Here is a 13,835-nt window from a genome sequence, read left to right on the forward strand (position 1 = left end):
TTGGGCGCGGAGGGCTTCGGTGCGGGCGCGGCGGGAGCCGATGGCGGTCTGGGCGGCGTAGAGGAGTTTGGAGGTTTCGGCAGGGGTGAAGACTTCAAGGATCATGCCGTGGGTGACGCAGGCGATGAAGGCGTCGATGGCGTCGGGGTCAGATGTGAGGAAGGGCATGGCTTCGCGCCAGATCCAGCGTGTGCCTTGGAGCGATTCGGGGCTGTAGTCGTTGCGGGCGTCGTCGTGGGCGCAGGCCTTCAGGTAAGCGTCAAGGCAGCGTTGGACGGCGGATTCGGGGGTGGGGGTGGGGGTGGAGGTGGGTGTGGGGGTGGACATGAGGGGTTCCTTTCTTAGCGGGTTAGCGAGTTGGCGGGTTAGCAGGTTGGCGGGGCGTTAGCGGGTGCGCGGGGGTTCGTGGCGGAGTGGGGTTCCATCGCGCCCTGGGAGAGCCAGGACGGGGCATTCCAGCTTCCCCGCAGCTTCCGCGCGCCTGCCTGCGCCTGATTGAGAGGGCAAAAGGAAGGCCCGCCGGTTTTGGGCCGGCGGGCCGTGGTTTTTCTGGTTAATTCAAGTATGGCAGAATGCGTGAGTACTTTGACACGTTTTCTGGATTTATTTGGCGTTCATTCTGAAGGGGGTTAGGGCGGTTTTGGCGGGGGTGGGGGGCTTGACAGGTTTTTGGCTTGGGGACGAGAACAGCGGGTCCTTCGCCTGCGGCTCAGGATGACAAGTTGTGGGGATGGGAGGGTGGCGGAGAGCAGATTCCCTTCGGGGATGACCAGAAAGAGAAGCAAGGGCAGGAACAGAAAGAAAGTCGAGGGCAAGAGCAAAGCGGGTCCTTCGCCTGCGGCTCAGGATGACAAGTTGTGGGGAGGCGGAGAGTGGCGGAAAGCAGATTCCCTTCGGGAATGACAGAAAGAGAAGCAAGGGCAGGGACAGAAAGAGAAGCAAGGGCAAGAACTTTTAGCAGCGGACGATTTTGTCGGAATGGATGCCTTTGGTGGCGTTGCGGGTGTCGACGACGAGCTGGGCGCGGTTGACGATGTCCTTGTAGTCATAGGTGGAGTGGTCAGTAACGATGAGGACGGCGTCGAATTGCTCGATGTGGTCGAGGGGGGTGTTCACCATGTTGAGGTCGTAATGGCGGCCGTGGCCCACGCGGGGGAAGAAGGGGTCGTTATAGGAGACTTCAGCGCCCTTCTGGCGGAGCAGTTCGATGATGGTGAGCGAGGGCGACTCGCGGAGGTCGTCAATGTCCTTCTTATAGGAGAGGCCGAGGACGAGGATTTTTGAGCCGTTCATGGCTTTGCGCCGGTCGTTGAGGGCGGCGGCCGTCTGCTCCAGGACGAAGTAGGGCATGCCGATGTTGACTTCGCCGGCGAGCTCGATGAACTTCGTCCGGAAGTCGTATTCCTTGGCCTTCCAGGAGAGATAGAAGGGGTCGATGGGGATGCAGTGGCCGCCGAGACCGGGGCCTGGATAGAAGGCCTGGAAGCCGAAGGGCTTGGTTTTGGCGGCGTCGATGACCTCGTGCATGTCAATGCCCATGCGCATGCAGAGCTGTTTGAGCTCGTTGACCAGGGCGATGTTGACGCAGCGATAGATGTTTTCGAGGAGCTTGGTCATCTCAGCCACGGCGGGCGAGGAGACGGGCACGACACGGCGGAAGATGGAGCCATACATTGCGGAGGCGAGCTCGACGGCGACGGGATCGCAGGCGCCGACGACCTTGGGGATATCGTGGCGGGCGACGGTGTCGTTGCCGGGATCTTCGCGTTCGGGGGAGAAAGCGACGTGCAGTCCACCTGCGGTGGAGCCCACTGCGCCACCTGCGGTGGCGCCAACTGCGGCTTCGCCGCCATTCTCAGTGCGGAGGACCTTCAGGCCGGCGCGATTGCCTTTTTCGAGCAGGGGGACGACGATTTCTTCGGTGGTGCCGGGGTAGGTGGTGCTTTCGAGGACGATGAGCTGGCCGTCGTGGACGTGCGGAGCGATGGACTGGACGGTGCCGGTGACGTAGCTCAGATCGGGCTCATGGTACTCGTTGAGCGGGGTGGGGACGCAGATGATGACGGCGTCCATGTTGGCGATTTCTGAGTAGTCGGCGGTAGCGCGGAAGCCGGCTTTGCGGGCTTCCTGAATTTCTTCCGGAGAGATGCGAACGATGTAGGATCCACCGGCATTGAGGGTCTCGACTTTGCTCTGGGCGATGTCAAAGCCGGTGATGCGGAAGCGCTCATTGGAGAAGAGCAGGGCGAGGGGCAAGCCGACATAACCCATGCCGACGATGCCAATGCGGGCTTCGCGAGACTCAATGCGCTGCTTGAGGTCAGGCAGCGAGGAGATGGTGGTGGACATAGCGATATTGTAAATCGTGTTGAATTACGCGGTGATCACGCTTTGGTGGGAGTGGGGGGAGATTAGAGTGGGACTGATGGGCGAGGGGTGGAGCGGGGACGCGGGAACAGCGGATTCCCTTCGGGAGAGACCGAGAGGATCGCAAGAGAAGAGCAGGTCTTTGGCTCCGCTCAGGATGACAAGTTTGCAGGTGCGGAAGGCGCCCCGGGTTTGTGGTGAGGCGAGGATGGGATTGACGGTTTCAGGGGAGGCGCGGCGGTATGGGTTGGAGGAGCTGTGCCGGCGGGCGGGGCTGCGCGCGGCCGACTGGCGGCGGTGGCGGATTGAGGCGCGGGCGGATGGGCTGGAGCTGCGGCGGCTGGAAGGAGGAGGAAGGATTGTCTTTCCCGCGGCGAAGGGCGCGTTGTGCCAGGACCGGATGGTGCGCAAGGGATGGCTTGGGCAGGGGCCGGCTACGGCGAACGGGGCGGTGACGGATTTTGTGGTGCCGTTCGCTACCGGGGACTCGGCGGAAGGCGAGCCGTTGTTTGTGGAGACGGCGCTGAGGGAGTATCGCTGCACGGAGGATCTGGCGGCGAGCGCGGTGCTGGTGCTGTCGCGCTATGAGGAGATGGGGAGCGAGCTCCGGGATGAGCATGGGCGGTTTCCCGCGGACGCGAGCGTGGCGGTGCGCGATGGATATATGGAGCGGCCCATCGTGGATGAATGGGGGCTGGCGCTGGAGCAGGTGATCGCAGCGCTGGAGCCGGGGTTCCGGGCAGAGCGCCGGCTGCGGGTGATGGTGAGTCACGACATCGACGTGATCGGGATTCCATTTGGGCTGCGGGAGCCGGCGGTGCAGTTGATGAAGCATCGTAAGGCAGGCGTAGCGATGCGGGATTTGCTGAGCGGCTTTACGGGGGTGCTGCCGGGTTCGCTGGGGCAGGTGATGGAGATTTGCCGGGAGACGGCGGCGCGGGGACTGAAGTCGGCGGTGTACTGGAAGGCTTCAGCAAAGACGCGGTTTGACAGCGGGTATGACATTGGCGATGCGCGGGTGGCGCGGGTGATGGACTGGGTGCGGTCAGAAGGCGGGGAGATGGGCGTGCACCCGGGGTACTACACGTTTGGAAATTTTGCGGAGCTGGCGGCGGAGGTGGAACGCTGCCGGGAGGCGATGGGGGAGCGGTATGTGGGCGGGCGGCAGCATTATTTGCGCTGGCGGCCGGAGACCTGGGAGGAGTGGGAGCGGCTGGGGCTGGCGTATGACAGCTCGGTGGGGTTTGCGGGTCGAGTAGGATTTCGCGCGGGCACGTGCTGGCCGTATGCGCCGTGGCTATGGAAGGAGAACCGGCGGGCGCGGCTGCTGGAGATTCCGCTGATTGCGATGGAGGGGTCGATGATCAGTCCGTTGTATATGGGGCTGGAGCCCGACGCCGCGGTGGCGGCGGTGCGGGATCTGCTGCGGAAGTGTGCGCAGGCAGGGGGCGTGTTTACGCTGCTGTGGCATAACAACCGGTTTGGAAGGCCGTATGAGGCGTATCTGGGGCGGATCTTTAATGAGCTGGCGGGGATGGGGAATTATGAGTGGCGGGATGAGGTGGCGGGGTGGCCGGGTGGAGAAGTGGCCGGGTGATCAGGTGAGTGAGTGAGTGAGTGAGTGAGTGAGTGAACAAAAGCGGGTTCTTCGCTTCGCTCAGAATGACAAGTTTGTTTGGTTGGGAAACGTGTTTCGGTGCTTCGATATTTACTCTTTTGCTGCTCGCTGTTTCACTATTTTGTCTTCGTTGCTCCGTGTTTCGGCCGTTCCCTGTTTCACTCCTTTACCGCTCGCATGGGGGCGGGGAGGATGGGAGGGCGACTGGTGAAAGTTCGAGTGCCTGGTGGGGTGGAAAGCTGAGAGGCTTTTCTTTTAGAGCTGTGCGATGGCCGCGATGAGGTGGCCGCGATGAGCGTTTCAGAGGCTGTGCGCAGCCGGGATCTCGTCCTGGGCTCGTTTGCCGCGGAGGTTCGCACGGACTCCGCGGTGCAGTCGCTCGCGCAGGGGATGGGGAGATTCCTGGACGCAAAGGAGCTGACTGAGCGGCTGGATGGCTTTGCCGCGCTGGCGGCGTGGATTGCAAGCGGCGGGCGGATGCCGGGGGCGGGAGACGGGTCGCGGCTGCACGGATTTCTGACGCTGCTTGAAGGCAACGCGGAGCTGCGGACGGCGGTCCATGCGGCGGTGCGCCAGGTTTTCGGCCAGATGCGTTCGGTGGAGTTGTTTGCCGAGGCGGGGCTGCAGCCGCGCGGGGGTCTTGGGTCAGAGGCGATCCGGAGAATCACGCAGAGGATTTTGCCATCGGCGCGCAGGGAATCCGATCTGGGCGGGCTGATTGCGAGGCTGTATCCGGATTCGAAGGCGATTGACCGGTTGCTGAACGTGCCTGACGAGGAATTTGAGCGACTGGCGAGGGCGCTGTGTCCGGTAGAGGATGCGGGGGCGTGGACGACGCAGCGGTCAGATTTGCGGCAGGCGTTTCAGCTGCTGGCGGTGCATGTGGCGGGGATCGGGTTGTCGCCGGGAATGCGCGAGCGCAGTTTTCCGAATGCGATCGAGGATTCGCCGTATTACCGGCTGCAGCAGGCGACGGCGGAGGTGGTGGGGCGGGATGGGGACGCGGAGGCACGGGCTGCGTGGCGAGAGCAGATCCACCGTATCCGCACGGAGCTGGAGCACGCGCATCTACGCATGGAAGATGCGGGGGTGAGCACGGCGCTGGTTTTCGACCTGCTGACGATTGAGCGCGCCATCAACCGCATGGTGTGCATTGCGGTGGTGCTGTTTGTGGCGGAGGCGCACGAGTCGATTGCGGCGGTGAAGCTGCTTTTGGACGACGTGATGAACGCGCGCCGCGACGAGATGAGCGTACGCGGGTTGTTCCGCGAGAACACGGGGCTGCTGGCGCGGAAGATTGTGGAGCGCACGGGGAAGGCCGGCGAACACTACATTGCAAATTCGCGGAAGGAATATCGGGGGATCTGGTGGGCGTCTCTGGGCGGCGGGCTGCTGACGGTGATGACGGCGGCGATCAAGATGCGGATCGCGGAGGCTCATCTGCCGCCTTTTGTGGAGTTCATGGCTGCGGGGACGAATTATGCAGTGAGCTTTATCGCGCTGCAGCACTTGCACCTGGCGCTGGCGACCAAGCAGCCCTCGGTGACGGCCGCGACTTTCGCGGGGATTGTGCGCACGTCGCGAGGCAAGGAGCGCGAGGACCGGGTGGCGGATTTTGTCAGCCGCATCACGCGGAGCCAGCTGGCCTCAGCGGCGGCCAACCTGATTGCGGTGGGGGCGGGGTGCGTGGGGTTCGCGGAGCTGTGGTTCTGGTTGTTTTCGCGGCCGTACCTGGAAGTTCAAAGCGCGGAGCATGTCTACCAGACGCTGGATCCGGTGGCGTCAGGAACGATTATTTACGCGATCCTGACGGGTGTGATCCTTTGGGTTTCGGCGCTGGCGGGGGGATGGGTGGAGAACTTCTCGACGTTTAATTCGATACCGCTGGCGATTGCGCAGCATCCGCTGGGGCACACGGTGGGGCAGGAGCGGATGAAGCGGCTGGCGAACTTTGTGGACGCGAATATCTCGGGATGGGTGACGTGCATTGTGCTGGGATACCTGCTGGGGTTTGTGCCGGCGCTGGGAAAGTTTTTCGGAGTGCCGCTGGATGTGCGGCACGTGACTCTGTCGACGGGAACGCTGGCGCTGGCGGCGGCGAGTTTTGGGCGCGACTGGCTGTATCGGGGATGGTTTGTGCACACGATGTACGGCATTGCGGTGACGTTTGTGCTGAATCTCACGGTGAGTTTTTCGATTGCGGCATCGGTGGCGCTGCGGGCGTATGGAGTGATGCGGCAGGATCAGTTGAAGCTGCTGCGGTATACGCTGAAGAGCTTTGTGCGCTCGCCGCGGAGATTTTTGTTTCCTCCGCGTGAGGAAGCGCTGGACGCGGGGCGGGTGCTGTAGGGCGTGGGCGCTGCTTCGCAGCGTGGCGGGTTAGCAAGTTAGCCCGGCGATGCAGTCCGCAGGAGGTTCTGACCGCGAGGTCTGTCAGGCGGGATTGTCGCCGGGGCGCACGACGAGGATGCGGGAGGGGGATTTGCCGTCGGAGGCCCAGGCCAGGGACATGGTGCTTTCGAGGTAGGCGCAGTCCCCTGCATCGAGAACCTCTTCCATGCCTCCGGCGGAGAGGTGGAGGCGACCGTCGATGACGTAGTAGAGGGCGCAGGTTTCGTCGTTCGGCTCGGTGAGGGCAACGGGCGCGGCGGCGGTGACTTCAATCATTTCGGCGCGCAGCCGAATGCCTTTGCCGGGGGTGGTGAGGGGAATGACGCGGGCCTGCTCGGCGTGGCGAGTGGTTCCTTCAAGATGTGCTTTGCGGGTGATGGAGAGGGTGTGGCGCTCCGGCTCGCAGAAGAAATAACTGAGGCCGACGCCATAGACGCGGCAGATGGTGGCGAGCGTGGGCAGAGTGGGAATCATGCGATCGGTTTCGAGCTTGGAGAGCAGAGCCGTGGACATGCCTGTTTCCGCCGCGAGCCGCGAGAGGGTGAGCTTTTTTTTGGTTCTGAGAGCGCGCAGTTTCATGCCCAGGGCGTAGTGCTGGAGCAGCCATGCCGCATAGGAAACGGATTTGGGCATATCGGCAGGCGCCTCCGCGTGAATCGAGCATGCACTGAAAGCGGGGGGAAATTCTGGAGGAAAGCCGGAAGAATGTCTGCGCATCCTGACAGTTCTCCTTTAGCCGGCCGGATTGCGAACTTAGAATCAGGGAAAGCGGGCCGCAGCCGGAGCGAAGCCGTGGATTGCAACGGCTGCGCGCTGGTGATGCATCCAACTGGACGTATCCATTCGTCCCTAAATTTTCTTTATGGTCTTGTGAGGAGTACGCCTATGAATTCCCCGTTCAAGGTTTGCAGTGCCGGCAGTGTCTCGAAGGCAGTGATGGTGCTGCTGGGTGCGGTTGTGTTGTCGGTTGCATGCAGGGGCGCAGAGCCCGCGCCTGCGGCCGCAGCGAGCGATGTGCTGGTGTTGAGCAACGGCGACACGCTGCACGGCACGCTGGTGAAGGCCGGCGGCGGCAAGCTCACGTTTCACACCGACGCCCTGGGCGACGTGGATGTGAGCTGGGACCACGTGAAGGAGCTGCACGCGGCGGAGAGCTTTGGGGTTCTCAAGAATGGCCTGAAGATGAGCAAGAAAGAGGCGGTGGCGCAGATCCCGGTGGGTCCGGTGGAGATGTCGGAGCAATCGCTCACGGTGAAGAGCGTGAATGCCGCGCCCGCGGTGGTGCCGTTGAAGGAAACGGCCTACGTGGTGGATGCGGCCACGCTGGACAAGCAGCTCCACCGTCGGCCGGGGTTTTTTGCGGGCTGGAATGGAGCCGCGACGGCGGGAGCGACGCTGGTGCAGGCGACCCAGAATCAGTACACCGTTGCAGCCGGGCTGGCGCTGGTGCGAGTGGTGCCGACCGTGCCGTGGCTCGATCCCCGCAACCGCACCATGGCGGACTTCACCGGATCGTATGGAAAGATCACGGAGCCGGGCGTGGCCACCACCAAGTCGTCGATCTTTCACGCCGATGCGGAGCGCGATGAGTACTTTTCGCCGCGCGTTTACGCGCTTGCGCAGATCGCTTACGATCACAACTTTGCGCAGAACCTGCAGCTGCAGCAGATTTATGGCGGCGGCCTGGGGTGGACGGTGTTCAGTACGCCGCGCCAGGAGTTCGACGTGAAGGGCACAGCGCAATACGAGAGACAGCAGTTCATCGCGGGCACATCCGGCACCACTCTCAACCTGATCGGTTCGACGTTTGCAGCCAGTTACATCCTGCACACCAAACCGTTCACCTATTCGCAGGAGCTGGCTTATATTCCGGCGTACAACGAGCCGCGCGCCTATTCTGCGAACGAGACGAACACGGTAGCGTTCACGGCGTATAAAAACTTTGGTTTTTCATTTGGGACACTGGATAGTTACCTGAATAACCCGCCGGCTACGGTACCTGCGACTAAGCGCAACTCGTTCCAGTTCACGATGGGACTTACTTACGCGATCAAGTCTAAGTACTGAAGGTAACTTCGGCGGAATAACTTGATCGACGAAGTGATATAGATCACCCATCCAGATACCCTTTAAGTCATGAGGGTATCTGGACGTGATCTTAGTCACGCCTCATCGAATCAATTTTCATAGCGCTGATACCCGCATGTTATGGTGTTGATCCGGGACATTGCATGCGGAGAAAATTACTCCCGTGATGCTTGATTTCATCTGAAGTGGATCATAATAGCAGCGCGACAGACATGGGTCCGACGCGCAGCTTGAATTTGGGGGAGGTGCGTGGCCAGGGCCCTCAGCCAAAAGGTTTGCCAGCGATTCAGCACGATTTCGTTCCGAGGTGATGGAGCGACCTCAATCGCGGGAGTGGATCTTTGGAATGCGTGATTGGAATGAATGCGTCTGCGGTGAATTCTGCGCTGCCCCGCGGCCGGAAGTTGAGGTTCGGGGAATATCTACTGGAACCTGACGGCACACTATTGCACCATCAGAAGAGTGTCCACCTGGCGGCCAAGGAACTGGCTGCCCTGCGCCTGCTGCTGGAGAATGCGGGGCGCATCGTTACGGCGCAACAACTCAAGGATGCGTTGTGGGGGAATGTGCATGTGACCTCCGACAGCGTGCCGAGGTGCATCTCGTCGTTGCGCGCGCGGCTGGAGAATGACGAATGCATTCAGACTGTCTACAAGCAGGGATACCGGCTGACGTCGGCGGTGGCGTATGACGTGGAGACACCGGCGGCACGACTGCCGCGGCTGGCGATTGTGCCGTTCCGTTGCGGGCCGTACGTGGCGGAGCACATGGGGAGCGCGGTGGCCGAGGATGCAACGTCTCGATTGACGGCCGCGCGGCCGCCGATTTTCTCAATGCTGGCGAGGGACTCAGCTTTTGCGTTGACGGCGCGGGGCAACAGCGCGCACGAGGTGGGCAAGGCACTGGCCGCGGATCTGGTAATGACAGGCGCGGTGCAGCGGGTGGGAGCGCAATACCGGCTGCGGGTAGAGATGATCCGCGTGGAGGATGGAACACAGATTTGGGTAGAGGATTGGATGGTGCCGCAGGAGCGCGCGGCGGCGCTGCAGGCCAAGGTGGTGGAGCGGCTTGCCTTCAGGATGGGAGTGGGTCCGGGGCGTGGGGAAGACGAGGGAATGACCACGGACGCGCGGGCGTTTGACGCGTTTTTGCGCGGCCGCCACGAGTGGCAGTCGCTGGAGCGGCATCGCATGCAAGACGGTGTCCGGCTTCTGCACCAGGCGGCGGAAGCGCAGCCGGCGTGGGTGCAGGCACGCGAGCACGCCGTTCGGGCCACCGTGGCGCAGGAGCTGCTGGGGTACATCGCACCGGGTACGGCTGCGGACGAGGTGCGGCGGGTTGCAGCGATGACGGAGGGGCAGACGGAGGCGGCCCGAGTGATTCTGCCGGCGCTGGGATGGATGAAGTTCCACGTGGACCGCGACCTGGCGGAGGCGCAAACGACGCTGGAGGACGTGGAGGGAGAGCCGCTGGACCCGTGGCTTACGCGGCTGCGCGCGTTATTCGCGGCGAGCCGCCATCGTTTTGACGAGGCAGCGCAATTGCTGCGAACGGGGATGGAGAGGGACCCCTACTCGCCCTGGATGAATGCAGCGCTGGCGTGGACCTATCATCTGGCCGGCGAGCGGGAGCAGAGCGCGCAGCAGGTGGAACGGTACCTGGAGCTGATTCCCGATCATCCGGCGACGCGGCTGTTTGGAGGAATGATTCTGGCCTACCAGGGCGAGTTGGATCGCGCACTTGCGTTGACGGGCGAACTGGTACAGGAGAGGCCCTATTTCGATCTGGGGAGCGCTGCCCATGCGTATGCGCTGGCATGCCGGGGCGACCGGGAGCGCGCGGAGGAGTTTTTGGAGCGGCTGCAGTGGGCGGGGCGGGAGCGGTATGTGGCGCGGTCATTTACGGCGGCGGCCTATGTGGCACTGGGGAACGCGGAGGCGGCGATGGCGGAACTGAGGGCCGCCGACGAGGACCGGTGCCCGTGGTTCTTCGAGACGCTGGCGGATCCACGGCTCGAGGATTTGCGCGCAATGCCGGAGTTTGAGGCAATGGGGGCGAGGCTCGGGGAGATGGAGGCTGCGGCCGTGCAGGGCCCCAACCCGGCTCTCAATTGAAGTAAAGCGATAAAGCTAGTCAGAAACAAGCTCGTTCCGGTAGAGTTCTGAGGTCTGCCCTTCGCACATGGGAGACGCGGCTGGTCCGCGCGGGTAAGCTCATGGGCGCGGAGGGACGACTTGCAGGTCCGCTGCAGCTCCCGAACCTAGGAAAAAACAGGAAGGATTCCAATGTCACATCGCCCCTGGCTGTGTGTAGTGCCTATTGTGTTGTGCCTGGCGGCCGGGAGTTTGCCGGCCCAGGAAGTGAAGGACAAGCCATGGCTGGACAGCAAGCTCTCAGCCCAGCAGCGCGCGCATGCGCTGGTGAGCCAGATGACGCTGGAAGAGAAGGCCGAGCAGCTGGAGGACTGGGCGACGGCGATCCCGCGGCTGGGGGTGCCTGACTACCAGACGTGGAACGAGTCTCTGCATGGAGTGGCGCGGGCGGGGTATGCCACGGTGTTTCCGCAGGCGATTGGGATGGCGGCGACGTGGGACACCAGCATGGTGCAGCAGATGGGACACGTGATCAGCGAAGAGGCGCGGTCGAAGTACAACGAGGCGCAGCGGGAGGGCAACCATCGCATTTTTTATGGGCTGACGTTCTGGTCGCCGAACATCAACATCTTTCGCGATCCGCGGTGGGGACGGGGGCAGGAGACGTACGGGGAGGATCCTTTCCTGACGGGGCGGCTGGGGATTGCCTTCATCGGCGGCGTGCAGGGCGATGACCTGAATCATCTGCGGGCGGTGGCGACGAGCAAGCACTTCGCAGTGCATTCGGGGCCGGAAAGTCTGCGCCATGGGTTCAACGTGGACCCGAGCAACCATGATCTCGAAGACACGTTTCTGCCGGCGTTCCGGGCGACGGTGACGGAGGGCCACGTGCAGAGCGTGATGTGCGCGTATAACTCGATTGACAAAGCCGCGGCCTGCACGAACGAGATGCTGCTGAAGGAGCATCTGCGCGATGCCTGGGGGTTCAAGGGGTTTGTGGTTTCAGACTGCGGCGCGATTGTGGATGTGTTTCAAGGACACAAGCAGCAGGCGGATATCGAGCATGCTTCAGCGGCTTCACTGAAGGCGGGGACGGATCTGTCATGCAGCATCTGGACGCCGGGGTTCAATTCGCTGGCCAAGGCAGTGAAGGATGGGCTGGTGAGCGAGGACCTGGTGACGCAGGCGGCGGAGCGGCTGTACACGGCGCGGGTGCAACTGGGGCTTTTCGATCCGCAGGGCGCGAACCCGCTGGACAAGATTCCGTTTTCGGAGACGGGCAGTGAGGCGAACCGCACGGCGGCACGGAAGGCGGCGGAAGAAAGCATCGTGCTGCTGAAGAACGCGGGCGTACTGCCGTTGAAGAAACCGATGGGGCACATCGCGGTGGTGGGGCCGACGGCCGATTCCCTGCCCTCGATTCTGGGCAACTATGTGGGAACGCCGGTGCGGCCGGTGACGCCGCTGGAGGGGATTGCGCAGCAGTTCAAGACGACGCCGATTGTGTATGCGCAGGGTTCGACGCTGGCGGAGGGTGTGGGGGTGCCGGTGCCGCGGACGGCGTTCCGTATGGACAAGGGATTGAAGGCGGAGTTTTTTGCGACTTCCGACTGGACGGGACGGCCGGTGGCAACGAAGACCGAACCGCTGATCCAGGCGGACTGGGAGAATGCGCTGCCGGTGCCCGAGGTGCAGACGACGAACTATTCGGTGCGCTGGACGGGGACGATTGCGGCGCCGGCGGCTGGGCATTACGTGTTCAGCGTGGAGGCGGCGGACAGCTTTCCGTACTCGCCGGCCGAGAGCTACAGGATGATTGTGGACGGCAAGGTGCTGGGCGAAGGCAGCCTGCGCAAGGGGCATGACCTGGCGCAGATGGGGAACTTCCATGCAGCTCCGGGGGCTTCTCCTACGGCCCCGCCGGTGGAGACGTTTGCGCAGACGCCGAAGATCGAGTTTGATTTTGCGGATACGAATCCGCATGAGTTCACGTTTGAGTATGCGCACTCGGCCGATCGGGCGGGTGGAGGGGTGACGCTGAAGTGGGTGGCTCCGGCGCAGGCGCAGTTGGATGAGGCGGTGGCGCGGGCGAAGGAAGCCGATGTGGTGGTGGCGTTCGTGGGTTTGTCGCCGCAGCTTGAGGGCGAGGAGATGCCGATCAAGATTCCCGGGTTCAACGGCGGCGACCGGACGAGCCTGGATCTTCCGGCGCCGCAGCAGAAGCTGCTGGAGGCGGTGGCCGCCACGGGCAAGCCGCTGATTGTGGTTCTGCAGAGCGGCAGCGCGGTGGCGCTGAACTGGGCCAACGAGCATGCAGGGGCGGTTCTGGAGGCGTGGTATCCGGGAGTGGAGGGCGGAACGGCGATTGCGCGCACGCTGGCGGGGGAGAACAATCCCGCGGGACGGCTGCCGGTGACGTTCTATGCGGGCACAGATGGGCTGCCGGACTTTACGGACTACAGCATGAAGAACCGGACGTATCGGTACTTCACGGGCAAGCCGCTGTGGGGATTTGGGTACGGACTGAGCTACACGAAGTTCAAGTATGGGGCGGTGAAGTTGTCGGCACAGTCTTTGAAAGCCGGAGACCCGATTACGGCGACTGTGACGGTGACGAACGCGGGGGCGGTGGCGGGCGATGAGGTTGTCGAGGCTTATGTGAAGTCACCGGCGGAGGGGGCTCCGATCCAGGCGCTGGCGGGGTTTGAGCGCGTGCACCTGGCGGCGGGAGCGAGCAAGGAAGTGACGCTGAAGATTGCGGCGCGGTCGCTGTCGGTGGTGGATGCGGATGGGAACCGGTCGATTGGGCCGGGGAAATATTCGCTGACGCTGGGGGGTGCGCAGCCGCAGGAGACCGAGGCGAAGGCAGAGGCTGGGTTCACGGTGACGGGGACGGAGAAGCTGCCGAAGTAAGTCTGAAGGGCGAATCGGAGTGCGCATGTTTCGGATCGAGGCGTGCGCACTCCCTCTCAGACTGGTGTTCTCCTGAATGCAGAGCGTGTCCCGCCGTTTGCCGGCATCGATCGCCATCGCGCCATTTTTCACACAGAGCAGCGTGCGGTCGTGCCTGTCGACTGGTTATTTCCGCCGCAGCAATGGTGCCCTGACACAAAACTGTTCGAAGTTGGCGATGACCGCCAAGGATGACCGCCCGGCGCGAAGCAAGCCGATCGCCTGCGCTTCTCTCCTTCTTGCTACGCGGTGACCAACATCACACCTGCGGCGGCGTGCGCTGCTCAATAATTCGTGTAAACAATCATGGACATTGCCCCCTGGTG

General features: G+C 62.9%; 8 protein-coding genes. 5 read left to right on the forward strand and 3 right to left on the reverse strand.

Features of this window, described 5'->3' with window-relative positions; genetic code table 11:
- Both VGL22_RS03580 and VGL22_RS03585 read right to left on the reverse strand, forming a co-directional pair.
- Positions 1-327 (reverse strand): hypothetical protein (locus tag VGL22_RS03580; RefSeq protein WP_465265511.1); only part of this gene is annotated, 327 nt, incomplete at its 3' end.
- Between the two features lie 627 nt (positions 328-954).
- Positions 955-2,349, reverse strand: coding sequence for a nucleotide sugar dehydrogenase (locus tag VGL22_RS03585; protein WP_465265512.1), 1,395 nt, complete (start codon positions 2,347-2,349; stop codon positions 955-957).
- A gap of 226 nt (positions 2,350-2,575) precedes the next feature.
- On the opposite strand from VGL22_RS03585, the gene VGL22_RS03590 reads away from it, so the two are divergent.
- Both VGL22_RS03590 and VGL22_RS03595 read left to right on the forward strand, forming a co-directional pair.
- Positions 2,576-3,964 (forward strand): polysaccharide deacetylase family protein, encoded by a 1,389-nt coding sequence (locus VGL22_RS03590; protein WP_465265513.1) that lies wholly within the window; start codon positions 2,576-2,578, stop codon positions 3,962-3,964.
- A 312-nt stretch (positions 3,965-4,276) separates the two neighbouring features.
- On the forward strand, positions 4,277-6,334 hold the full coding sequence (locus VGL22_RS03595; RefSeq protein ID WP_465265514.1) for a hypothetical protein: 2,058 nt from the start codon (positions 4,277-4,279) through the stop codon (positions 6,332-6,334).
- Positions 6,335-6,418: 84 nt separating this feature from the next.
- Here the strand turns inward: VGL22_RS03595 and VGL22_RS03600 are convergent, their stop codons facing one another.
- A complete protein-coding gene (locus tag VGL22_RS03600; protein WP_465265515.1) occupies positions 6,419-7,009 on the reverse strand; it encodes a helix-turn-helix domain-containing protein in 591 nt (196 codons plus the stop codon).
- A 252-nt stretch (positions 7,010-7,261) separates the two neighbouring features.
- Between VGL22_RS03600 and VGL22_RS03605 the strand changes: the two genes are divergently transcribed.
- The 3 genes from VGL22_RS03605 (at position 7,262) to VGL22_RS03615 (ending at position 13,470) form a co-directional block, all read left to right on the forward strand.
- The gene (locus VGL22_RS03605) at positions 7,262-8,443 is read left to right on the forward strand and encodes a DUF481 domain-containing protein (RefSeq protein WP_465265516.1); all 1,182 of its coding nucleotides are present in this window, start codon (positions 7,262-7,264) and stop codon (positions 8,441-8,443) included.
- Between the two features lie 467 nt (positions 8,444-8,910).
- Entirely contained in the window at positions 8,911-10,578 is a 1,668-nt protein-coding gene (locus tag VGL22_RS03610; RefSeq protein ID WP_465265517.1) for a winged helix-turn-helix domain-containing protein, read from the forward strand.
- 171 nt (positions 10,579-10,749) lie between these two features.
- Positions 10,750-13,470 (forward strand): glycoside hydrolase family 3 C-terminal domain-containing protein, encoded by a 2,721-nt coding sequence (locus VGL22_RS03615; RefSeq protein ID WP_465265518.1) that lies wholly within the window; start codon positions 10,750-10,752, stop codon positions 13,468-13,470.
- Positions 13,471-13,835 lie beyond the last annotated feature (365 nt).

Source organism: Occallatibacter sp., assembly GCF_036502485.1.
In the GTDB taxonomy this organism is placed as follows: Bacteria; Acidobacteriota; Terriglobia; order Terriglobales; family Acidobacteriaceae; genus Telmatobacter.